The following is a 21,919-nucleotide window of genomic DNA, read 5'->3' on the forward strand; positions in this document are numbered from 1 at the left end:
CGATTTTAGCTGAGAGCATTAACGTGAATTTACTCACTATGAGTACTGAGCTTGGTTTAGTTTTTCTTTTTACTTTAGTGTTCCTGTTTTTTGCTCGCAAAGCAGCTAAAAAAATTGGGCTCGTGGACACACCAAACTCCAGAAAAAGGCACCATGGCGCCATTCCGTTAGTTGGCGGTATTTCCGTGTACGCGGGGATCTGCTTCGCATTTGCCATCTCAAATTATTATTTGCCGCACGCGATGCTTTATCTGAGCTGCGCGGGCGTATTGGTATTGGTTGGCGCACTGGACGATCGCTTCGATATCAGCGTTAAAATCCGCGCGCTGGTGCAGGCGGCGGTCGCCATTGTGATGATGGTCGGTGCCAAACTCTATTTGCTCAGTCTGGGCTTTATTATTGGGCCGGTTGAGTTGATTGTCGGTCCCTTTGGCTATGTATTGACGCTGTTCGCCGTATGGGCCGCCATCAACGCGTTCAACATGGTGGATGGGATTGATGGCCTGCTTGGCGGCCTCTCCAGCGTCACATTCGCTGCGATCGGCATCATTCTCTATTTCGACGGCCAGACCAGCCTCGCCATGTGGTGCTTTGCGATGATCGCCGCCACCATTCCTTATATCCTGCTCAATCTCGGTTTGATTGGCCGTCGCTACAAAGTGTTTATGGGCGATGCCGGCAGCACCATGATTGGTTTCACCATCATCTGGATTTTGCTGGAAACCACCCAAGGTCTCAGCCATCCAATTACGCCCGTCACCGCGCTGTGGCTGATCGCCATTCCGCTGATGGATATGGTGGCGATTATGTATCGCCGCTTGCGTAAAGGCATGAGCCCGTTTTCCGCTGACCGCCAGCACATTCACCATTTGATCATGCGCGCCGGATTCACTTCCCGTCAGGCGTTCCTGCTGATTACCGTCGCCGCCGCGATTCTGGCGGGTATTGGTGTGCTCGGCGAGTATCTGGCTTTCATCCCGGAATGGGTGATGCTGGTGCTGTTCATGATGGCGTTCCTCCTTTACGGCTATTGCCTGAAACACGCATGGCGCGTGGCGCGCAAAATCCGTCGCATTAAACGTCGCTGGCAAAGCAGCGAAGATAAAAAATAAATTACCCAGAAAAGTACCCTGATAAGGATTTTGTTATGACCTCTGTCGTTGTGGAGAACGAACTGGATATGCGTGGCCTTGGCTGCACGCTCTGGCGTGGTAAACGCTGGATCATCGGTCTGGCGCTGCTGTTTGCGCTGGTCGCCTGGCTGGCATCGATGTTAATGAAGCAAGCGTGGAGCACCACGGCGGTGACCGATCGTCCAACGGTGAATATGTTGGGTGATTTCTTCGTGCAGCAACAATTCCTCAATAATCTGGATGTGCGCAGCAATACGCTCAATCTCAGCTCGCCAGCCCCAACCGTGATGGATGAGGTTTATCAGGAGTTCACCATGCAGCTGGCATCCTGGGATACGCGTCGCGATTTCTGGCAGCAGACTGAATACTTCAAAAGTCGTAAAAGCGGCAACGCGCACAACGATGCGGCGCTGCTTGATGATTTGATCACCAACATCCAGTTCACCGCTGCCGATCCGGCGCGCAATATCTTAGATAACATCAAACTGGTTGCCGAAACCGCCAGCGATGCCAACAATCTGCTGCGTCAATATATTGCCTACGCCAGCGAACGTGCGGCGCGTCATCTTAATGCGGAACTGAAAGGCGCCTGGCAGGCGCGCAGCGTGCAGCTGGCGTCGCAGGTTAACCGCCAGCAGGAGGTGGCGCAGTCGGTATTTGAACGTCAACGCCAGCGCATCGAGCAGGCGCTGAAAGTGGCGAGCGAGCAGGGCATCAAAGAGAACCGCGCACCGGCAACCGGCGAGGTGCTGCCAGACAGCGATCGTTTCTTGCTCGGGCAGCAAATGCTGCAGGCGCAACTTGACACTTTACAAGCCAGCGGACCTGCTTACGATTTAAGCTATGATCAAAATAAAGCGATGCTGAGTACGCTGCAGGCCGGGCCGCGTCTGGATAAACAATTCCAGACATACCGCTACTTGCGCACCCCGGAAGAGCCGGTGTCGCGCGATAGTCCGCGCCGCCTGTTTATGATGATCATGTGGGGCGTGATTGGCGCGCTGGTCGGTGCGGGAGTGGCGCTGGTGCGTCGTCCGCGTTCAACGTTAGCAACGAGCCATTAAGAGAAGCCACGTGAAAGTTCTGACGGTATTTGGCACGCGTCCTGAAGCGATCAAAATGGCTCCGCTGGTGCAGGCGCTGGCGCAGGATGCTGCGTTCGAGTCGCGCTTATGCGTCACCGCACAACATCGTGAAATGCTCGATCAGGTGCTGCGTTTGTTCCAGCTGCAACCTGATTATGATCTGAATATCATGCGCCCGGAACAAGGGCTGACGGAGATCACCAGCCGCATTCTGCAGGGTATGAAAACCGTTCTGGCCGATTTCCAGCCGGATGTGGTGTTAGTACACGGCGATACCACTACCACGTTTGCGGCGAGCCTGGCGGCGTTTTATCACCAGATTCCGGTGGGCCATGTGGAAGCGGGTTTACGTACCGGTAATCTGATGTCGCCTTGGCCCGAAGAGGCCAATCGCACGCTCACCGGCCATCTCGCCAGCTATCACTTCACGCCGACGCAAAACTCGCGGCAAAACCTGCTGCGAGAGAATCTGCCGGACGCGCGCATTTTCGTCACTGGCAACACGGTGATTGATGCGCTGCTGTGGGTGCGTGATCGCGTGCTGGACGACGCCGATCTCAATGCCCGCCTCGCCGCGCGTTATCCGTTCCTCGATGCCGACAAAAAGCTGATTCTGGTCACGGGTCATCGCCGCGAAAGTTTTGGCGACGGCTTCGAACGCATTTGCAGTGCGCTGGCGCAAATCGCGCGTCAGCATCCGCAGGTGCAAATTGTCTATCCTGTGCACCTCAATCCCAACGTCAGCGAGCCGGTTAATCGCATTCTCAGCGGCATCGAAAACATCATCCTGATTGAGCCGCAAGAGTATCTGCCGTTTGTCTGGCTGATGAATCGCTCGTGGCTGATTCTTACCGATTCCGGCGGCATTCAGGAAGAAGCACCATCGCTGGGTAAACCGGTGCTGGTGATGCGTGATACCACCGAGCGTCCGGAAGCAGTGGACGCAGGTACGGTGAAACTGGTCGGCACCGATATCAGTAAAATTGTCGCTGAAGTCAGCCTGCTGTTGCAGGACGATGAAGCCTGGCAGGCAATGAGCCGCGCGCACAATCCGTATGGCGATGGTCATGCCTGCGCGCGCATCTTGCATGCCCTAAAACAACACAGAGTCTAACCATGCGTTTTGAAACCATTTCCGTTATCGGACTGGGCTACATTGGGCTGCCAACGGCGGCCGTTTTTGCCTCAAAGGGAAAGAAAGTCGTTGGTGTGGATATTAATGTCCGCGCCGTCGAAACCATTAATCGCGGCGATATCCATATCGTGGAACCCGAGTTGGGTGATGTGGTGCGCGAAGCGGTGCGTACCGGTCATCTGCGTGCCACCACGCAGGCCGAAGCCGCCGATGCGTTCCTGATTGCCGTGCCCACGCCGTTTATCGGCGACCATCAGCCAGATCTCAGCTATGTGCAGGCCGCGGCGCTGTCGATTGCACCAGTATTAAAAGCGGGCGACCTGGTGATCCTTGAATCGACGTCGCCAGTAGGTGCCACCGAGCAAATGGCGGAATGGCTGGCGGCGGCGCGTCCCGATCTGCGTTTCCCGCAGCACGGTGATGCGTGCGATGTGTTTATCGCTTACTGCCCGGAGCGCGTGTTGCCCGGCAAAGTGATGGTCGAACTGCTGGAAAACGATCGCGTGATTGGCGGCATGACGCCAGCCTGTTCCGCACGCGCCAGCGAGCTGTATCGCATTTTCCTGCGCGGCGCGTGTGTGGAGACCAATGCGCGCACCGCTGAGATGTGCAAACTCACCGAAAACAGCTTCCGCGATGTAAATATCGCCTTTGCCAATGAGCTGTCGCTGATTTGCGCCGAGCAGGGCATCAACGTGTGGGAGCTGATTGCGCTGGCGAATCGCCATCCGCGCGTCAACATCCTGCAACCTGGACCGGGCGTTGGCGGGCACTGTATCGCCGTTGATCCGTGGTTTATCGTGGCGCAAAATCCCGAGCAGGCGCGACTGATTCGCACCGCGCGCGAAGTGAATGACGCCAAACCGGGCTGGGTGCTGGATCAGGTAAAACAGGCGTTAGCAGAATGTCTTACCGCCAGCGGCAAACGCGCCAGCGATGTCACCATTGCCTGCTTTGGTCTGGCCTTCAAACCGAATATTGATGACCTGCGCGAAAGCCCGGCGATGAGCGTCGCGCATCGGATTGCCGAATGGCACAGCGGCGCAACCTGGGTGGTTGAGCCGCATGTGAAAGATATTCCGCAACGTCTGGCGCACGAAGCCACGCTGGTTGCCACTGACGTAGCGCTGCAGCAGGCGGATATTCTGGTGATGCTGGTTGATCACGCCCAGTTCCGCGCGATTGATGCGGCACAGATTGCCCAACCGTGGATTGTTGATACCAAAGGCGTTTGGCGATGAAACAGTTTCTGGTCACCGGCGGAGCAGGTTTTATCGGTTCGGCGCTGGTGCGCTTTCTGATTGAAAACACCGATCACCGCGTAGTGGTGGTCGATAAATTGAGCTATGCCGGCAATCTGGCGTCGCTGGCGCCGGTGCAACAGGATGCGCGTTTTGCCTTTGAGCAGGTGGATATTTGCCATCGCGAGGAGCTGGATCGCGTTATGGCGCAGTATCAGCCGGATTGCATTATGCACCTGGCGGCGGAAAGCCATGTTGACCGTTCGATCGATGGGCCAATCGCCTTCGTCGAAACCAATATTGTCGGCACCTATCAGCTGCTGGAAGCAGCGCGTCATTACTGGAATGGCATGGCAGATGAGCGCAAAAAAGGCTTCATTCTGCACCATATCTCCACCGATGAAGTGTTTGGTGACCTGCATGGTAGCGACGACTTTTTTACTGAAACCACGCCATACGCGCCGAGCAGCCCCTATTCGGCGACCAAAGCCAGCAGCGATCACTTGGTGCGCGCCTGGCTGCGTACCTACGGTTTGCCGGTCATCATCACTAACTGTTCCAACAATTACGGTCCGTATCATTTCCCGGAGAAGCTGATCCCGCTCACCATCATCAATGCGCTGGCGGGCAAACCGCTGCCGGTTTACGGCAATGGCAGCCAGATACGTGACTGGCTGTACGTAGAGGATCACGCGCGGGCGCTGTATAGCGTGGTGAGCAGCGGCAAAGTGGGGGAAACCTACAATATTGGTGGCCACAATGAACGACGTAATCTTGAGGTAGTGGAAACGCTGTGCGATCTGCTGGATGAACTGGCACCGCAGCAGCGTGCGCCGCAACTGCCTCGCTATCGCGACCTGATTACCTTTGTTACCGATCGTCCCGGCCACGATCAGCGCTACGCCATTGATGCCAGTAAAATCGCGCGCGAGCTGGGTTGGACGCCGCAGGAAACCTTTGAGAGCGGTATCCGCAAAACGGTGCAGTGGTATCTGGCCAATCCGCAATGGTGGCAGTCGATTCTTAACGGCAGCTATCGTGGCGAGCGTTTAGGCTTAGCCACGCCGCGCTGAAACCCATGATGAAGGAGCAGCGATGAAAGGCATCATTTTAGCCGGTGGTTCGGGTACGCGTTTGCATCCGATTACTCGCGCCATCTCGAAACAGCTGTTGCCGGTGTACGACAAGCCGATGATTTACTATCCGCTGTCGGTACTGATGCTGGCAGGGATCCGTGAAATCCTGATCATCACCACGCCGGAAGATCGTGCCCACTTTGAACGCCTGTTGGGCGACGGCAGTGAATTCGGTTTGCAGCTGGCCTATGCCGAGCAGCCTAGCCCGGATGGGTTGGCGCAGGCGTTTATTATTGGTGAATCCTTTATCGGCAATGATCACTGTTGTCTGGTGCTGGGCGACAATCTTTATTTCGGCCAGGGATTCAGCCCCAAACTGAAGAAAGTGGCCGCGCGCAGCAGCGGCGCGACCGTTTTTGCCTATCAGGTGATGGATCCGGAACGTTTTGGCGTGGTGGAGTTTGATGACGATTTCAACGCGCTCTCCATTGAAGAGAAACCGCAGCAGCCGAAATCGCGCTGGGCGGTAACCGGCCTCTATTTTTACGATAACCGCGTGGTGGAGTTTGCCAAACAGGTGAAACCTTCCGAGCGGGGCGAGCTGGAAATCACCGCCATCAACCAGATGTATCTCGATCAGGGCGAGCTAGCGGTGGAGTTGCTGGGGCGCGGATTTGCCTGGCTGGATACCGGTACGCACGACAGCCTGATTGAGGCGAGTATGTTTGTGCAGACGGTGGAAAAACGTCAGGGCTTTAAAATTGCCTGCCTGGAAGAGATTGCATGGCGTAACGGCTGGCTGAGCGATGCCCAGCTTTTAGCCGCCGCTCAGGCGCTAACCAAAACCGGCTACGGCCAGTATCTGCTGGATGTTCACAATGCCCGTCCGCGTCAATATTGATCCCCTTACGTGGGAGAATGAATTCTTCGGTCAGAACAGCGCGCGCTTGTCGTTGGATGGCGATCTGCCGCTGGCCGAGGCGCTTCAGCAACCGTATGCGCTGTGGCAGGTGAAGGTGCCCGCTGAACGTGTTGATGCCATTGATGCGCTAAGCCAGCACGGTTTTCAGTTGGTGGAAGGCGAAGCCGATCTCACTCTCAGCATCAAACACACCGAGCGGCAAGTTGGCGTGCGCATTGCGCGGGAAGCACAAATCCCGGCACTGCGTGAAGCGGCTGCGCAGGCGTTTAGTCAAAGCCGTTTCCGCGCACCGTGGTTTGCTGCGGCGGATAGCGGACGTTTTTACGCGCAGTGGATTGAAAATGCGGTGCGCGGCACCTTCGATAATCAATGTCTGGTGGCCTGCGATGAGCAGGGTGCGCTGCAAGGTTTTGTCTCGATGCGCGAAGCTGACGGCGAAATGCGCATCGGTCTGCTGGCGGTATTGCCTGCCGCACAAGGCTGCGGCGTCGGCCAGCGCCTGCTGCTCGCTGCCGCCGACTGGGGCCGCGTGCGTCAGCTAACGCATCTGCGCGTGGCGACCCAGCTCAGCAATCTCACGGCGATGCGCCTCTATTTACGCAGCGGTGCGCGGCTGGAAAGCACCGCTTACTGGTTCTACAGGAAAGCCTCATGATCCCATTTAATGCGCCGCCGATTGTCGGCAGCGAAGTTGAGTACATGCAATCGGCTATGGCCAGCGGCAAGCTGTGCGGAGATGGCGGCTTTACTCGCCGCTGCCAGCAGTGGATGGAACAGCATTTCGGCAGCAAGAAAGTGCTGCTAACGCCATCCTGCACCGCGTCGCTGGAGATGGCAGCGCTACTGATTGATCTGCAGCCAGGCGATGAAGTGATTATGCCGAGCTACACCTTCGTCTCTACCTCCAACGCCTTTGTGCTGCGCGGCGCGACCATTGTGTTTGTCGACGTGCGTCCCGATACGTTGAATATCGACGAAACGCTGATTGAAGCGGCGATCACGCCGAAAACCCGCGCCATCGTGCCAGTGCATTACGCGGGCTTGGCCTGCGAGATGGACAGCATCATGGCGCTGGCGGCGAAGCATAAACTCTATGTTATCGAGGATGCCGCGCAGGGCGTGATGTCGCAGTACAAAGGGCGCGCGCTGGGCACCATTGGTCATATTGGCTGCTTTAGCTTCCATGAAACCAAAAACTACACCGCCGGCGGCGAAGGCGGCGCAACGCTGATTAATGACGCGAAGCTGGTGGATCGGGCCGAGATTATTCGTGAAAAAGGCACTAATCGCAGCCAGTTTTTCCGTGGTCAGGTGGATAAATATACCTGGCGCGATATCGGCTCCAGCTATTTGATGGCGGATCTGCAGGCAGCCTATTTGTGGGCGCAGCTGGAAGCGGCGGAGCAGATTAATCAGCAGCGCCTGCGTTTGTGGCAGCGCTACTACGATGCGCTCCAGCCGCTGGCGGCAGCAGGTCGTATTGAGCTGCCGGTGGTGCCAAAAAATTGCCGCCACAATGCGCACATGTTCTACATCAAGCTGCGCGACAGCGACGATCGTCAGGCGCTGATCAACTGGATGAAAGAGGCGGAAATCCTCACGGTGTTCCACTACATCCCGCTGCACTCGTCGCCAGCGGGTGAACGTTTTGGCCGCTTCCATGGTGATGATGCCTTCACCACGCGTGAAAGCGAGCGTCTGCTGCGCCTGCCGCTGTTCTACAACTTGTCGGATAACAACCAGCGTACGGTGATCAGTTCGCTGCTGAGTTTCTTTGCCTGATGTCATTAGCAAAAGCTTCAGTCTGGACCGCCGCTTCGACGCTGGTAAAAATCGTTGCTGGCCTGCTGGTAGTGAAACTGCTGGCGGTGAGCTTTGGGCCGGAAGGGATCGGGCAAGCCGGTAACTTCCGCCAGTTGATTACCGTACTCGGCGTGCTGGCGGGCGCGGGCATCTTTAACGGCGTCACTACGCTAGTAGCGCAACATCAGCAACAGCCGCAGCAGTTACGCGCGGTGACCGGCACGGCTTCGGCGATTGTGCTCGGCTTTTCAACGCTGCTGGCGCTGGTGTTTTTGCTGGCGGCGTCGCCGATCAGCACGGCGCTGTTTGGTCATGCTGAATATGCAAACGTGGTGCGCATTGTCGCCTTTCTGCAACTCGGCATTGCCTGGGCCAACCTGACGCTGGCGTTGCTGAAAGGTTTTCGCGATGCGCGTGGCAATGCGCTGGCGCTGATTGCCGGAAGTGTAATTGGCGTGATGGGTTATGTGCTGTGCTGGTGGCTGGGCGGCTATGCCGGTGCGTTAGTGGGATTGGCGCTGGTACCGGCGCTACTGGTGTTTCCGGCATTGCTGATGCTGCGTCGCCATCGCGATCAGTTGCCGCTGAGCTGGCTGATGCCAAGCTGGCATCCCGAACTGGCGCGCAATCTGGCGAAGTTTACGCTGATGGCGTTAATCACCTCGTTCACCTTGCCGGTGGCGTGGGTGATGATGCGAAATCTGCTGGCTGAGCAACAAGGCTGGGCGCAGGTGGGTTTATGGCAGGGCGTGACCAGTATTTCCGATGCCTATCTGCAATTTATCACCGCCACCTTTAGCGTCTGGCTGCTGCCCACGCTGGCACGCCTGGAGCAGAAGCCGCAAATCGCGCGTGAGATTGGGCGTGCGCTGCGCTTTGTATTACCTGCCGTGGCGGCAGCCAGTTTTTGCGTATGGCTGCTGCGCGATGTCGCCATCTGGCTGCTGTTTTCGCCGCAGTTCAGCGCGATGCGTGACCTTTTCGTCTGGCAGTTGTGCGGAGATGTGTTTAAAGTCGGCGCCTATGTTTTCGGATATCTGGTGATCGCCAAAGCGTCGCTGCGTTTCTATATTCTGACGGAAATCAGCCAGTTTGCGTTGCTGACCGGTTTTTCCCATTGGCTGATTCCGCTGCACGGAACTGCCGGGGCCGCGCAGGCTTACATGGCAACCTACGTTCTCTATTTCGCCCTGTGTTGTGGCGCCTTCATGATTTATTGCCGGAAAAAATGACGACTTTTCACGTATTGGGATCGGATATCCCGCATCACAATCATACGGTGCTGCGCTTCTTTAATGACGTGATAAGCGCCGAGCTACCTGTCGCTGCGCCGCGTCAGTTTATGGTGGTTTCCAGCGCGCCCGAGACGCTGCAAGCGTATAGTTCATTGCAGATTGAAACCTTTGCCAGCAAGCGTGCACTGGCGCAAGCGGTGATAGCGCGTGCCGCCGATCGCTCGCAGCGATTCTTCTTTCACGGCCAGTTTAATCCCAGCATTTGGATAGCCTTACTGAGCGGCAAACTGCGCCGTCAGCAGGCGTTTTGGCACGTATGGGGCGCGGATCTCTATGAAGAAGGGCGCGGCCTCAAGTATCAGCTGTTTTATCTGCTGCGCAGAATGGCGCAAGGGCGCGTGGCGCGTGTATTTGCGACGCGGGGTGATTTGCACCATTTTCAACAGCGCCATCCGCGCGTTCCCGCTTCGCTGCTCTATTTCCCGACGCGTATGCCGAATGTGGCGCCGCCCGCGTCGGTGGAAAGTCCCGATTTCACTATTCTGCTCGGCAATTCAGGCGATCGCAGTAATCGCCACATTGCCGGATTGGAGGCGATTTGCGCGCAGTTTGGCGAACAGGTAAAAATCGTCGTGCCGCTCGGTTATCCGCAAAATAATCACGCTTACATCGAAGAGATTGCCGCTGCCGCGCAGCGCCTGTTCCCGGCGGGGCAAGTGACGTTGCTGCGCGACAAAATCGACTTTGATGCCTATCTGACATTGCTTAGCCGCTGTCAGCTCGGCTATTTTATGTTCGAGCGCCAGCAAGGCATTGGTACGCTTTGCCTGCTGATTCAGGCCAATATTCCGTTTGTGCTGAACCGCAAAAATCCGTTTTGGCGCGATCTCAGCGAGCAAGGTTTGCCGGTGCTGTTTAGCGAAGATACGCTGGATGCGGCCAGCGTGGCCGAAGCGCAACGACAATTAGCGCAATGTGATCACTCATCGATTGCCTTTTTTGCCCCTGGCTATCTGGCAGGCTGGCGCGATGCGCTAACCCTGAGTGAAAGGGAGAGAACATGAGCCTGATGCAGTTTAGTGGTCTGCTGGTGGTTTATCTGTTTTCGCTGGGTTTCATTCTGACCTTAACCTGGCGGGAATTTAAACGGGTGCGTTTCAACTTCCACCTGTTCTTCACCATTCTCTTTTTACTGACCTTCTATTTCGGCTTCCCGCTGACCAGCGTGCTGGTGTTCCGCTTTAACGTGGCGGTGGTGTCGCCGGAATATCTGCTGCAGGCGCTGCTGGCCGCTACCAGCTTTTATGCCATCTATTACGTCAGCTACAAAGTGCGACTGCGCCCGGCCAATGCGCCTGCGCGTAAGCCCTGGCTGCAGATGAATCGGGTTGAAACCAATCTGACCTGTTTGCTGCTGGCGCTGGTGGCGATTGGCACCGTGACGGTGTTCTTTATGCACAACGGCCTGCTGCTGTTCCGACTTTCGGCTTACAACCAGATTTTCTCCAGCGAAGTGTCCGGCGTGGCGCTCAAACGCTTCTTCTACTTCTTTATTCCGGCGATGCTGATTCGCTACTTCCTCAAGCCAACCCAACGTCAGTGGCTGTGGTTTTTACTGGTGTCGGTGGCATTTGGCTTGCTGACCTACGCGCTGGTGGGCGGCACGCGCGCCAATATCATCATTGCTTTCGCGCTGTTCCTGTTCATTGGTATTACGCGCGGCTGGATCACGCTGTGGATGCTGGTCGGCGCCGGTGTGATGGCAATCGGCGGCATGTTCTGGCTGGCGCTGCGTCGCTATAACCTCGACGTGGTCGGCGATGAGGCGTTTTACACCTTCCTTTATCTGACGCGCGATACCTTCTCGCCGTGGGAAAATCTGGCGCTATTACTGCAAAACTACGACAAGATCGATTTTCAGGGCCTGGCACCGATTTGGCGCGATTTCTACGTGTTCATTCCCAGCTGGATGTGGCCGGGACGTCCAGCAGCCATTCTCAATAGCGCCAACTACTTTACCTGGGAAGTGCTGAACAACCATTCCGGGTTGGCGATCTCGCCGACGCTGTTGGGTTCTCTGGTAGTGATGGGCGGCGTGTGGTTTATCCCAATCGGTGCGGTGGCTGTCGGCCTGCTGATGAAAGGATTCGATAACCTTTATCTCTATGGTCGCGATACCAGCAATCGCTACAGCGGGGCGATTTTGCAGAGTTTCTGCTTCGGCGCGGTGTTTAATATGATCGTGCTGGCGCGTGAAGGGCTGGATGCTTTCGGCTCGCGCGTGGTGTTCTTTTGTTTGATTTTTGCGGCCTGCATGTGGGCGGCTAAATTGCTTTACTGGCTGTTGGCGCGCGCGGGATTGATTCGTCCGCGCAGCGAGCCGGTTTTACACAGCCCATCTTAACCTCTGGGCACAACGGGAAATTCATACCATGGAAACCGATAAGCCGCGCTATAGCCTGCGCGGAGTCGATCTTCACGCCTTCAACGATATGGCAAGCTTTCTGCGCTTTCTGCTGCCCGAGGGCAAACCGCGCTGCGGCACGCTGGTGGCGATGAATGCCGAGAAAATGCTGACGCTGGAAGAAGATGCGCAGCTACGCGCACTGATTGCTGAGGCAGAATTCAAATATCCGGATGGCATCAGCATCGTCCGTTCGCTACGTAAGAAATATCCCCAGCTGCAGGTGAACCGCATCGCGGGCGCGGATCTGTGGGAAGCGCTGATGGAGAGCGCGGGACGCAGCGGCATTCCGGTGTTTCTGATTGGTGGGCGTCAGGCCGTGCTGCAGGAAACCTGCGACAAGCTGCGGCGGCAGTGGAATGTGAATATCGTTGGTAGCCAGGATGGTTACTTTGCGCCTGAAGCACGTGATGCGCTGTTTGCACGTATTGCCGCAAGCGGTGCGCAGATTGTCACGGTGGCACAAGGTTCGCCGCGTCAGGAGCTATTGATGCGTGATTGCCGCGCACATTGGCCGCATGCGCTCTATATGGGCGTTGGTGGCACTTACGATGTTTTTACCGGACACGTTAAGCGCGCGCCCGTTTGGTGGCAAAAATCCGGGCTGGAATGGCTGTATCGTCTCATTCGTCAGCCTTCGCGTCTGCGCCGCCAATTAAAGCTGCTGAAATATTTGCGCTACCACTGGCGCGGCGATCTCTGAAATTGCTGGTTTTTCCAGCAAAAATACGAGGGTAAGCACCTCAAACTGCTGTAATTATCGATGGAATGCACAAAGCGTAATCAAACGCGGTTTTTTTCTAAAAAAGGGCTGGACAGCATGAGGTCAAGCCCGTAGTATGCCCATCCGCAACGGCGCTACGCGCCCGTAGCTCAGCTGGATAGAGCGCTGCCCTCCGGAGGCAGAGGTCTCAGGTTCGAATCCTGTCGGGCGCGCCATTTAGTTTGTGCGCAAGAGCTTCGGTGGTTGGTTAGACCGCGTTATGCAGTGAATTTTAGTAAGCGAGACATGCTTACGCACCAGAATTATGGTGGCTATAGCTCAGTTGGTAGAGCCCTGGATTGTGATTCCAGTTGTCGTGGGTTCGAGTCCCATTAGCCACCCCAGATTTTGCTCGGTCACGCGATGGTGGCGGAATTGGTAGACGCGCTAGCTTCAGGTGTTAGTGTTCTTACGGACGTGAGGGTTCAAGTCCCTCCCTTCGCACCAAGCAAAATTACGCAGTAGCGTTAAAGAAGTAAAAAATCGGCGAGTAGCGCAGCTTGGTAGCGCAACTGGTTTGGGACCAGTGGGTCGGAGGTTCGAATCCTCTCTCGCCGACCATATTCGAAAAGCCTGCTTGAAAAAGCAGGCTTTTTTCGTTTGTACTTTTCCTCACGTTCGCCGCTCATCCCATCATTTCCGTTAAGCGTAATCCTGCATATTGTCGCTATTCAGATACATATAACTCACTGATTTATATATGAATTACAATTCCTTGCATAGCTTGTCGCTTTGCGGAGACAGCTTTTGGTTTATGCGTCGTGATTTACAGACAGTGGCATACACCTGGAACGTGGGTTAGGTTTTATCCTGTTGATATAAAATAACTTATTGCGTTAACTGCAACTTTGGCACGTCTTGTGCAATAATCTCCCTGTAGATGCTCATTCCACCTCTTATGTTTGCTGATGCTACATAAACCTGGGAATGATGCAGAGCCCCTTACGGCATCCGTTGTCCAGCCTGGCAGTATTTGCGCACGCTTTACTGCAGTAAGAAGGACATTACGTTGAGTCGGATGCCATCAGTTGTCTTAACGACCTGATCTTACACCTGCTTATGGCAGGTGTTTTTTTGTCTGCAATATGGCGAAGGGTAGATTCGGCTTCGGAATGCAAGGTTCAGTTAAGCCGCCTCGGGTTTTGAGATGAGCTCACTGGTCACGCGTATATCGAACTCAGTGAAAAGTGCAGTAGGAATTTTTTTATTACCTATTTTCTTTAAGCTCACAAATCCGTGTCCTTCCAACGTTTTCAGCGTCGTAGACAGGTTACTGACCTGACGTCCCGAAAGCTCCGCCAGCTCTGTAACGGTCTGAGGTTTGCGCTCATGCATCAGCCTGAGAAGTAGGATGTTCTCATTGCTAAGCACCTGCGCAATCGCGTTCATGGACGCAAACCAAACTTTGGGTTCATCAGCTTCAGGTTTGTACTGCCCACTCGCAATGCTCAGCATTCGATTACGCATATTCTCTGGAGAAATAATGCCTATGAGTGCTTTCATGATTTACCCTCTTTTTCACTGATTATTTTGTCTACATTTTCCAGAAAGTCTTCGAGCAGTTGGCTGGCCGAAACAAAGAAATAAGGCTGCCCAGAATCAACAGACGTTGTATGCATATGGTCATAAACCCGCCATTTCCCCGAAAAACCTCTCTTCGACGGCTTAATAGCATGAGCGTTATCTATGCCGAAGATGCGGGTGTTGTAATTGTTATGGAAGGTAAGGTTGTACCTTATGCCATGCGGCCTGAACTTCGACGGTGCTTCCTTACGAACCTCAATTTTCCACCAATATCCGTTCTCGTAAGTAAAGCGATATCCATCCATGTCGATCAGCGTATTTAATCCGTAGTCTTCATCACCCATATACTTATGATCCGATCATAACAATTTAATGTGGCTGTGTAAAATTTCATCAGAACCACACGGTAATGATCGAAACAGATCAGGATATTGATTAGCGATAAATTGCAGGCAAAAAAAAGCCGGGACAAGCCCGGCGTGCACAAAAGTAACAATCGTAAAATCAGGCGCTGGGATTGGTCTTCAGAGTAAGTAACAGGCCTTCGCGACGCATTTTGGCGGCGTCTTCCGGGCGATGCAGGCGGTCGTAAACATCGGCCAGCCAGGCATAATCAAACGCATCAGGACGCTGAGCCAGCGCTTGCTGGAATGCTTCTGCTGCTTGCTGCCATTCACCATGACGCATCAGCATCTGGCCCAGCGTACTGTGCAGCAGCGGCGTGGCGCCATGCTGTTTAATTTGCTGACGTAGCGCTTTCTCCAGAGATTGCGGATCGCCACTTTTAATGCGCGGCATCAGCAAAACCAGACGATCGTCATATTGACGCTTCAGACCTTCCAGCACGATGCTCTGCGCGGTGTCCGGATCGTCACACTCAATCAGATGTTCTGCCATCGCCACCTGCAAGGCGGTTTCCTGACGCGTTTTGCGGCTCTGGTTCTGCCACCATTTTTTCAAACCGTCGCTGCCTTGATCGGCCATCGCCTGGTTCATCAGGCCCAGCCAGGCTTGCTGCTGCAAGGCATCGCGCTGTGCTTCATCATTGATCTGCACTTTCTGCATCGCAGGTAAAATGTCGAGCAATGCGCCCCACGCGCCGGTACGAATGTAGGCTTGTTCTGCCAGACGCAACACTTCCGGATGGCGCGGCGCGACTTCCAGCAGGCGGTCAACGCCGTGACGTGCAGCGTGATCTTCGTTGCGCGCCAGTTGCAGACGTACGCGCGTGATTTCGACCGGAATAGTGTCGTTCACTGACAACTCAGAAGCGCGCTCCAGGTGCTGATTCGCACGGATTTCGTCTCCGCGTTGCTGCGCCGCTTCTGCAGCCAGCAGGTAGTTAGCTACCGGCTGATCGGCGTGGTCGGCATTTTTCGACAGCAGTTTTTCAGCCTGTTTGAAGTCACCTTCCGCCAGTTTCATCAACGCGCTTTGCGTGTGGCGCTGTGCGCTACGACGCTTGCGGCCAGTGAACCAGCCGCGTGTACGTGCGCCGGTGCGGAACAGGCGACGCAGAATCCATTCCACCAACAAGATCACCAGCAGGCTGAGAATCAAAATGATCGCCAGGCCAGTAACGCTGGTTTCAATGTTCCAGTTGTCGGTCTGGATCAGCACGTAGCCCTGATGGCCTGCGACCATCGGTCCAACCACAATGCCGGCAATCAGCAGCAGGAAAAGCACCAATACTTTCAGCATGGTTAGCCTCCCTGTTGATCAGCAGCAACCGATGGCTGAGCCAGCAAATTACGCACGCGAGTTTGCATCAGTTTTTCCAGCAGCGGCTGGCTTTCCAGCGTATCCGGCACATCCATCGAAATGCTCTGCTGGCTCAGTTCATCCAGCTGCGCAAGGAAGGCTTTGGTGGCGGCATCGTTGGTGTCGTACCAGGCGCGAACCCAGGTCGATACCGCATCGATAGACTGTTTGTAGATCTCATCCTGATGACGCGGTACGGCCTGGGCGGCAATCAGCAGGCGCGAACGAATGTTTTCGCGCAGGTAAACGTCCTGATTCGGAGCCAGCAGCGGCTGTGCGGTGTTATCGCGGCGGCGGATGGTGATGAAATCATCCATAAAGTTGTGCCAGCTTTTCACCAGATTTTGACGCCACTCGTGCAGCGAACTGGAGAGCTCACCGCCATCGGCGTCCATAGGTGAATCATCGCTGTCGTTGTCAGCCAGACGCAGATTATCGACGCCGTTCGACAGCTGATTAAGCTTGAGGATGGTGCCGTCATAATCAATCTGGCTGACGGCGGAGAGTGAACTGATGTCCTGCGTTAAGGCGCGACGCACGTTCATTACGCTTGGATCGTTCATGTCGGCCAGGCTGGTATCGGCACTTTTCAGTAACGCTGCTGCGGTGGTGACATCCTGATCGCTCCACAGTTTGCGGCCCGCCAGTTTGACGAGGTAATCCGCCTGCGCCAGCAGCCAGGTACGCGTGTCGTTTCCAGAGATGGTGGCGACTTTATCGCGCAGAGTTTCCAGCTCTTTAGCGCTGTTATCCTGCTGTGTGCGCGTCTCCTGCAAGGCGCTGTTGGCGCTAGCCAGCTGTTGCGTCAGTTGCTGTTTGTCGCTGCCCAGTTGCTGCTGCAAGGTGCTTAGCTGCTCAGTGAGATTCTGATTAGTTTGAGCCTGTAAATCGGCCTGGTGTTTCCCATTAAGGTAAAGTCCCGCCCCAATCGCCAGCGCAATCACAATCGCCACTGCACTCAGTACTTTGCCATCGCTCTTTTTATCGCGTGGTGGCTTGGTTGCTGGAGAGGGAGAATTGTCCGCTGGGGTGGTTTCTTCAACCATGGCGGAGGAGGCTTTTTGTTCCGTCATTATGGCTCATCCCATTGTTAAGTTCAGCGTAACGCGCGCAGCAGCGCGTCGTTATCGGCACCATCGGCTACATCAATATCCTGCCAGCCTAATTCAGCGGCTTGCGTAGCCAAACGTTCACTGACGACCACAAGCCGACAGTGCAGTAACCATTCCCGACGATCAATTGGCGGAAAAAGAGAAAAGAGTTGTTGTAACATTTCGCCGCTGGTGACCACCAGCGTTGTAATGCCGCGATCGCGCCAGCGCCGGCCTTCCGTCGCGCCGTTGTAGTGCTTTTCACAACGCTGATAACACTCGCAATATTGCACCTCAGCGCCGCGCTCAATCAGCGTTTCCGCCAGCAACTCGCGTCCTGGGCTGCCGCGCAGAATCAGCGCGCGTTTGCCGCTAACCTGCTGCAGACGATTCAGGCGCACCAGCTCTTCACTGGTCTCCCGCGCATGAGGATAGTCTACTTTTAGATTACTGACGGTATGCAGGGCTAAAGCAGTGCTGCGGCCAATAGCATAATAGTTGAGTGCTTCAGGCCACGTAGTCGCGCTCTGCTGTAAAGCGGGTTCGGCGAACGTGACGACCTGCTGCGATAGCAAAAACACCAGATCGCCTGGCTGGAGCGCAGCAAGTTGCTTAGGTAAATGAATAAGATCGCGACCCGGCGTGAATTCAATCAGCGGAAGGCTCCATGCCAGCTTGCCCAGGCTGCGCAAACGCGAGACCAGTTCAGTGGCGGCCGGTTCCGGGCGGGTCACGAGGATGGTCATGCTGGCGGTTGACCTTGATAGACTTCACGCAGAATGTCGCGCGCGCCGCCATCCAGCAGCTCTTCGGCCAGCGAAATGCCCATTTTTTCGGCGTGATCGCGTGGACCACGGCGCTCGCCCACCACCATTTGACTGCCGTCCGGTGAGCCGACTAATCCGCGCAGCCACAGCTGATCGTCTTCCAGCACTGCGAAGCTGCCGATTGGCACCTGACAACCGCCTTCCAGCCGCGTATTCATCGCACGTTCGGCACGCACGCACACGGCAGTATCGTCGTGATTCAACGCCTGTAGCAGCGTAATTAATTGCTCATCATCCACGCGACATTCAATGCCGACAGCGCCTTGACCCACAGCTGGCAGGGAAATCTCTGCAGGCATTGCCTGACGAATGCGATCTTCCAGACCTAAACGCTTCAAACCTGCCGCCGCCAGAATGATGGCGTCATATTCACCGCCATCGAGTTTGCCGAGGCGCGTGCCGACGTTGCCGCGCAGCGAGCGAATCACTAAGTCCGGACGGCGGGCGCTAAGCTGACACTGGCGGCGTAGGCTGGACGTCCCGACAACTGCGCCTTGCGGCAGCTCATCAATACTGTTGTAACGATTGGAGACGAAAGCATCGCGCGGATCTTCACGCTCGCAAATGGTCACCAGACCGAGACCTTCTGGAAAATCGATCGGCACATCTTTCATCGAGTGCACGGCGAGATCGGCGCGTCCTTCCAGCATTGCCAGCTCAAGCTCTTTAACGAACAGCCCTTTGCCGCCGACCTTTGCCAGTGGCGTATCAAGAATGACATCACCTTTGGTGACCATCGGCAGCAGCTCAACTTGCAGACCCGGATGAGCCGCCATCAGGCGCTGCTGGACATATTGTGCCTGCCACAGAGCAAGGGGACTTTGTCTGGTAGCAATTCTGAAAATTTTGTTTAACATGCTGTTAACCATTTTGATCGTTCATCGAATATCCTATCATTGATAGGGGAATGCTGTCAGTTTCAACGGATTGAAAAGGCCGCGATGTCAGACTGTGCCTGGATCTTGCGGGTCGCAGTTTAGAGTCGAAGTCTGAAAAAAGCAGAGCTACGGTCGGAACATGCTAAACTGTTAAGTAGCGCAACTTTCTTTACGGTCAATCCTCCAGGTGTTAGATTGATCACGTTTCCAGCAATTATTTGCCCAATATATTTATTATTAAGCGGCAAAATTCGGAAACAGGGTGCTTAACACTGGGACAATCAGGCGAAACGTCTTGTACCTCTACATTGAGACACTGAAACAGAGACTGGATGCGATTAACCAGCTGCGTGTAGATCGCGCACTGGCTGCCATGGGACCTGCTTTCCAGCAAGTCTACAGTCTGCTGCCAACATTATTGCACTACCATCATCCACTGATGCCTGGCTACGTTGAAGGTAACGTTCCGCATGGCGTCTGCCTCTACACGCCCGATGAAAACCAACTTCAGCTGCTGCAGAACTTAGCGGGCGGTCAACCGCTCGAGCTCAGCTCTGCCGTCGCGGGCGAACGTCCGATTACCGGCATTTACTCAATGGGCAGCACTTCGTCCGTTGGGCAAAACAGCATCTCCGACCTTGATATCTGGGTGTGCCACCAATCGTGGCTGGATAATGAAGAGCGCCTCAATCTGCAGCGTAAGTGTACGCTGTTGCAGAAATGGTGTGTGTCGATGGGTGTGGAAGTTAGCTTCTTCCTGATTGACGAGAACCGTTTCCGCCACAATGAAAGCGGCAGCCTCGGCGGTGAAGATTGCGGTTCTACCCAACATATTTTGCTGCTGGATGAGTTTTACCGTACCGCCGTGCGTATGGCGGGTAAACGCATCCTGTGGAATATGGTGCCCGGCGAAGAGGAGCACCATTACGACGATTACGTCATGTCGCTCTATTCACAAGGCGTTCTGACGCCGAATGAGTGGCTGGATCTCGGCGGGCTTGGCACGTTGTCAGCGGAAGAGTACTTCGGTGCCAGCTTGTGGCAGCTGTATAAAAGTATCGATTCGCCGTACAAAGCGGTGCTTAAAACCCTGCTGCTGGAAGCCTACAGCTGGGAATATCCCAATACGCAGCTGCTGTCGATGGACATCAAGCAGCGCCTGCACGACGGCGAAATTGTCTGCTTCGGTCTCGATCCTTACTGCATGATGCTGGAGCGCGTGACGCGCTATCTCACCAGCGTTGATGACATGGCGCGCCTCGATTTAGTGCGTCGATGTTTCTATTTAAAAGTGTGTGAAAAGCTCTCGAGCGAAGATCACCATCATCAGCGCACCGGCTGGCGCCGCGAGATTCTATCGCAGCTGGTTAAAGAGTGGGGCTGGGATGAAGAGAAGTTAGCGGTACTGGATAACCGCGCGCAGTGGAAAATCGAACGCGTACGTGAAGCGCATAATGAGCTGCTGGATGCGATGATGCAGAGCTATCGCAACCTGATTCGCTTTGCGCGCCGCAACAATTTAAGCGTCAGCGCCAGCCCGCAGGATATCGGCGTGCTGACGCGTAAACTGTATGCCGCATTCGAGGCGCTGCCGGGTAAAGTCACCTTGGTGAACCCGCAGATTTCGCCCGATCTCTCGGAAGAGAATCTCACCTTTATTCACGTCCCGGCGGGCCGCGCCAATCGTGCCGGTTGGTATCTGTATAACCAATCGCCGGATATGAGTTCCATCATCAGCCATCAGCCGCTGGAATATAACCGCTATCTGAACAAGCTGGTGGCGTGGGCGTGGTTTAACGGTTTGCTGACCAGCAAAACGCGTCTGCATATGAAAGGCAACGATCTGTGCGATCTACCGCGTTTGCAGGAGCTGGTGAACGATGTGTCGAGCCACTTTCCGCTGCGCGTGCCGGCACCGACGCCAAAAGCGCTCTACAGCCCATGCGAAATTCGTCACTTAGCGATTATCGTTAACCTGGAACACGATCCTACCTCGGCGTTCCGCAATCAGGTGGTGCATTTTGATTTCCGCAAGCTGGATGTGTTCAGCTTCGGTCAGCAGCAGCAATGCCTGATTGGCAGCATCGATCTGCTCTATCGCAACTCGTGGAATGAAGTGCGTACGCTGCACTTCAACGGCGAGCAGGCGATGATTGAAGCGCTAAAAACTATTCTCGGCAAAATGCATCAGGATGCTGCGCCGCCGGATACGGTAGAAGTGTTCTGCTATAGCCAGCATCTGCGCGGTTTGATTCGTACTCGCGTGCAGCAGTTGGTTTCGGAATGCATTGAGCTGCGTCTGTCGAGCACGCGTCAGGAACCGGGCCGCTTTAAAGCGTTGCGCATGGCGGGCCAAACCTGGGGCTTATTCTTCGAACGCATGAGCGTGTCGGTACAGAAGCTGGAAAACGCCGTCGAATTCTATGGCGCGATTTCTAACAACAAGCTGCACGGTTTGTCGATCAAAGTGGAATCGAACCAGACGCCGTTGCCGCCGGTAGTAAACGGCTACGCCAGCGAAGGCATCATTCAGTTCTTCTTTGAAGATACCAATGACGATCGCGGATTCAATATCTATATCCTCGACGAAACCAATCGCGTTGAGGTTTATCACCATTGCGAAGGCAGTAAAGAAGAGCTGGTGCGCGACGTGAGTCGATTCTATTCGTCGTCGCATGACCGTTTTACTTACGGCTCCAGCTTTATCAATTTCAACCTGCCGCAGTTCTATCAGATTGTGAATACTGGCGAGCGTTTCCAGGTGATTCCTTTCCGCAGCCAAACGTTAACGCAGCTCTGCGCCACGCAGCCTGACAACGACAACGGCGACTTCCAGCCACGCTACCAAATGCATTGATCCCGCCTGCGTTCGCGCGGCGGGATGCGCTGTAACTCTGACCTGCCGCAGGAAATGCGGCTATTTCCTGTTGCTTTTACAACGTCAACTGCGATGATAAGCAACCATGGCTTAAGGACAGAAG

Annotated in this window: 19 protein-coding genes and 4 tRNA genes; 17 read left to right on the forward strand and 6 right to left on the reverse strand. The window is 55.1% G+C overall.

Annotation, left to right across the window (positions count from 1 at the left end; genetic code table 11):
- The first annotated feature begins 38 nt into the window (after positions 1–38).
- From wecA to VIJ98_RS00800, 16 genes are all read left to right on the forward strand, one after another.
- Entirely contained in the window at positions 39–1,112 is a 1,074-nt protein-coding gene (gene wecA / locus VIJ98_RS00725; RefSeq protein ID WP_008105746.1) for a UDP-N-acetylglucosamine--undecaprenyl-phosphate N-acetylglucosaminephosphotransferase, read from the forward strand.
- Between the two features lie 35 nt (positions 1,113–1,147).
- Positions 1,148–2,197: an ECA polysaccharide chain length modulation protein gene (gene wzzE / locus VIJ98_RS00730; protein ID WP_323271871.1), complete on the forward strand. Its 1,050-nt coding sequence runs from the start codon at positions 1,148–1,150 to the stop codon at positions 2,195–2,197.
- Between the two features lie 10 nt (positions 2,198–2,207).
- Entirely contained in the window at positions 2,208–3,332 is a 1,125-nt protein-coding gene (wecB, locus tag VIJ98_RS00735; RefSeq protein WP_323271872.1) for a non-hydrolyzing UDP-N-acetylglucosamine 2-epimerase, read from the forward strand.
- A 2-nt stretch (positions 3,333–3,334) separates the two neighbouring features.
- Complete coding sequence (gene wecC / locus VIJ98_RS00740) at positions 3,335–4,594, forward strand: UDP-N-acetyl-D-mannosamine dehydrogenase (RefSeq protein WP_323271873.1); 1,260 nt, start codon at positions 3,335–3,337, stop codon at positions 4,592–4,594.
- Positions 4,591–5,667 (forward strand): dTDP-glucose 4,6-dehydratase, encoded by a 1,077-nt coding sequence (gene rfbB, locus VIJ98_RS00745; RefSeq protein ID WP_323271874.1) that lies wholly within the window; start codon positions 4,591–4,593, stop codon positions 5,665–5,667. The genes wecC and rfbB overlap by 4 nt, the downstream gene beginning before the upstream one ends.
- A gap of 22 nt (positions 5,668–5,689) precedes the next feature.
- A complete protein-coding gene (rfbA, locus tag VIJ98_RS00750; RefSeq protein ID WP_256698028.1) occupies positions 5,690–6,571 on the forward strand; it encodes a glucose-1-phosphate thymidylyltransferase RfbA in 882 nt (293 codons plus the stop codon).
- Positions 6,549–7,247 carry a dTDP-4-amino-4,6-dideoxy-D-galactose acyltransferase gene (gene rffC / locus VIJ98_RS00755; RefSeq protein WP_323271875.1) on the forward strand — a complete coding sequence of 233 codons (699 nt, stop codon included), beginning with the start codon at positions 6,549–6,551 and terminating at the stop codon, positions 7,245–7,247. Before rfbA ends, rffC begins: the two co-directional genes overlap by 23 nt.
- Entirely contained in the window at positions 7,244–8,374 is a 1,131-nt protein-coding gene (gene rffA, locus VIJ98_RS00760; RefSeq protein ID WP_323271876.1) for a dTDP-4-amino-4,6-dideoxygalactose transaminase, read from the forward strand. Before rffC ends, rffA begins: the two co-directional genes overlap by 4 nt.
- The gene (gene wzxE / locus VIJ98_RS00765; protein ID WP_323271877.1) at positions 8,374–9,627 is read left to right on the forward strand and encodes a lipid III flippase WzxE; all 1,254 of its coding nucleotides are present in this window, start codon (positions 8,374–8,376) and stop codon (positions 9,625–9,627) included. Before rffA ends, wzxE begins: the two co-directional genes overlap by 1 nt.
- Complete coding sequence (locus tag VIJ98_RS00770) at positions 9,624–10,694, forward strand: TDP-N-acetylfucosamine:lipid II N-acetylfucosaminyltransferase (RefSeq protein WP_323271878.1); 1,071 nt, start codon at positions 9,624–9,626, stop codon at positions 10,692–10,694. The genes wzxE and VIJ98_RS00770 overlap by 4 nt, the downstream gene beginning before the upstream one ends.
- A complete protein-coding gene (gene wzyE / locus VIJ98_RS00775; RefSeq protein ID WP_323271879.1) occupies positions 10,691–12,034 on the forward strand; it encodes an ECA oligosaccharide polymerase in 1,344 nt (447 codons plus the stop codon). Before VIJ98_RS00770 ends, wzyE begins: the two co-directional genes overlap by 4 nt.
- Positions 12,035–12,062: 28 nt before the next feature.
- Complete coding sequence (gene wecG / locus VIJ98_RS00780) at positions 12,063–12,797, forward strand: lipopolysaccharide N-acetylmannosaminouronosyltransferase (protein WP_101763764.1); 735 nt, start codon at positions 12,063–12,065, stop codon at positions 12,795–12,797.
- Between the two features lie 159 nt (positions 12,798–12,956).
- A tRNA-Arg gene (locus VIJ98_RS00785) sits at positions 12,957–13,033 on the forward strand.
- A gap of 92 nt (positions 13,034–13,125) precedes the next feature.
- Positions 13,126–13,201: transfer RNA gene (locus VIJ98_RS00790), tRNA-His, on the forward strand.
- 16 nt (positions 13,202–13,217) lie between these two features.
- Positions 13,218–13,304: transfer RNA gene (locus VIJ98_RS00795), tRNA-Leu, on the forward strand.
- Positions 13,305–13,341: 37 nt separating this feature from the next.
- Positions 13,342–13,418 (forward strand) — tRNA-Pro (locus tag VIJ98_RS00800).
- A gap of 564 nt (positions 13,419–13,982) precedes the next feature.
- On the opposite strand, the gene VIJ98_RS00805 is transcribed toward VIJ98_RS00800, so the two are convergent.
- The 6 genes from VIJ98_RS00805 to hemC form a co-directional block, all read right to left on the reverse strand.
- Positions 13,983–14,360, reverse strand: coding sequence for a MarR family transcriptional regulator (locus VIJ98_RS00805; RefSeq protein WP_061719364.1), 378 nt, complete (start codon positions 14,358–14,360; stop codon positions 13,983–13,985).
- Positions 14,357–14,725: a DUF6516 family protein gene (locus VIJ98_RS00810; protein ID WP_154156865.1), complete on the reverse strand. Its 369-nt coding sequence runs from the start codon at positions 14,723–14,725 to the stop codon at positions 14,357–14,359. The genes VIJ98_RS00805 and VIJ98_RS00810 overlap by 4 nt, the downstream gene beginning before the upstream one ends.
- Before the next feature lie 160 nt (positions 14,726–14,885).
- Complete coding sequence (gene hemY, locus VIJ98_RS00815) at positions 14,886–16,082, reverse strand: protoheme IX biogenesis protein HemY (protein ID WP_008105766.1); 1,197 nt, start codon at positions 16,080–16,082, stop codon at positions 14,886–14,888.
- 2 nt (positions 16,083–16,084) lie between these two features.
- Positions 16,085–17,215, reverse strand: coding sequence for a uroporphyrinogen-III C-methyltransferase (gene hemX / locus VIJ98_RS00820; RefSeq protein WP_323271880.1), 1,131 nt, complete (start codon positions 17,213–17,215; stop codon positions 16,085–16,087).
- A 23-nt stretch (positions 17,216–17,238) separates the two neighbouring features.
- A complete protein-coding gene (gene hemD, locus VIJ98_RS00825) occupies positions 17,239–17,979 on the reverse strand; it encodes a uroporphyrinogen-III synthase (RefSeq protein WP_008105768.1) in 741 nt (246 codons plus the stop codon).
- Positions 17,976–18,917 carry a hydroxymethylbilane synthase gene (hemC, locus tag VIJ98_RS00830; protein ID WP_323271881.1) on the reverse strand — a complete coding sequence of 314 codons (942 nt, stop codon included), beginning with the start codon at positions 18,915–18,917 and terminating at the stop codon, positions 17,976–17,978. Before hemC ends, hemD begins: the two co-directional genes overlap by 4 nt.
- 316 nt (positions 18,918–19,233) lie before the next feature.
- Between hemC and VIJ98_RS00835 the strand changes: the two genes are divergently transcribed.
- Entirely contained in the window at positions 19,234–21,795 is a 2,562-nt protein-coding gene (locus VIJ98_RS00835) for a class I adenylate cyclase (protein WP_036648695.1), read from the forward strand.
- Positions 21,796–21,919 lie beyond the last annotated feature (124 nt).

Origin of the sequence: Pantoea sp. S18, from assembly GCF_045689705.1 — a bacterium.
In the GTDB taxonomy this organism is placed as follows: domain Bacteria; phylum Pseudomonadota; class Gammaproteobacteria; order Enterobacterales; family Enterobacteriaceae; genus Pantoea; species Pantoea symbiotica.

What these genes read in the sequence shown, in the direction of transcription:
- wzzE (WP_323271871.1), top strand. Translation starts at nt 1,148, where the DNA reads ATGACCTCTGTCGTTGTGGAGAACGAACTGGATATGCGTGGCCTTGGC.
- wzyE (WP_323271879.1), top strand. Translation starts at nt 10,691, where the DNA reads ATGAGCCTGATGCAGTTTAGTGGTCTGCTGGTGGTTTATCTGTTTTCG.
- hemC (WP_323271881.1), bottom strand. Translation starts at nt 18,917, where the DNA reads ATGTTAAACAAAATTTTCAGAATTGCTACCAGACAAAGTCCCCTTGCT.
- rffC (WP_323271875.1), top strand. Translation starts at nt 6,549, where the DNA reads ATGCCCGTCCGCGTCAATATTGATCCCCTTACGTGGGAGAATGAATTC.
- VIJ98_RS00810 (WP_154156865.1), bottom strand. Translation starts at nt 14,725, where the DNA reads ATGGGTGATGAAGACTACGGATTAAATACGCTGATCGACATGGATGGA.
- hemX (WP_323271880.1), bottom strand. Translation starts at nt 17,215, where the DNA reads ATGACGGAACAAAAAGCCTCCTCCGCCATGGTTGAAGAAACCACCCCA.
- rfbB (WP_323271874.1), top strand. Translation starts at nt 4,591, where the DNA reads ATGAAACAGTTTCTGGTCACCGGCGGAGCAGGTTTTATCGGTTCGGCG.
- wzxE (WP_323271877.1), top strand. Translation starts at nt 8,374, where the DNA reads ATGTCATTAGCAAAAGCTTCAGTCTGGACCGCCGCTTCGACGCTGGTA.
- wecC (WP_323271873.1), top strand. Translation starts at nt 3,335, where the DNA reads ATGCGTTTTGAAACCATTTCCGTTATCGGACTGGGCTACATTGGGCTG.
- wecG (WP_101763764.1), top strand. Translation starts at nt 12,063, where the DNA reads ATGGAAACCGATAAGCCGCGCTATAGCCTGCGCGGAGTCGATCTTCAC.
- hemY (WP_008105766.1), bottom strand. Translation starts at nt 16,082, where the DNA reads ATGCTGAAAGTATTGGTGCTTTTCCTGCTGCTGATTGCCGGCATTGTG.
- VIJ98_RS00770 (WP_323271878.1), top strand. Translation starts at nt 9,624, where the DNA reads ATGACGACTTTTCACGTATTGGGATCGGATATCCCGCATCACAATCAT.
- hemD (WP_008105768.1), bottom strand. Translation starts at nt 17,979, where the DNA reads ATGACCATCCTCGTGACCCGCCCGGAACCGGCCGCCACTGAACTGGTC.
- wecA (WP_008105746.1), top strand. Translation starts at nt 39, where the DNA reads ATGAGTACTGAGCTTGGTTTAGTTTTTCTTTTTACTTTAGTGTTCCTG.
- rffA (WP_323271876.1), top strand. Translation starts at nt 7,244, where the DNA reads ATGATCCCATTTAATGCGCCGCCGATTGTCGGCAGCGAAGTTGAGTAC.
- rfbA (WP_256698028.1), top strand. Translation starts at nt 5,690, where the DNA reads ATGAAAGGCATCATTTTAGCCGGTGGTTCGGGTACGCGTTTGCATCCG.
- VIJ98_RS00805 (WP_061719364.1), bottom strand. Translation starts at nt 14,360, where the DNA reads ATGAAAGCACTCATAGGCATTATTTCTCCAGAGAATATGCGTAATCGA.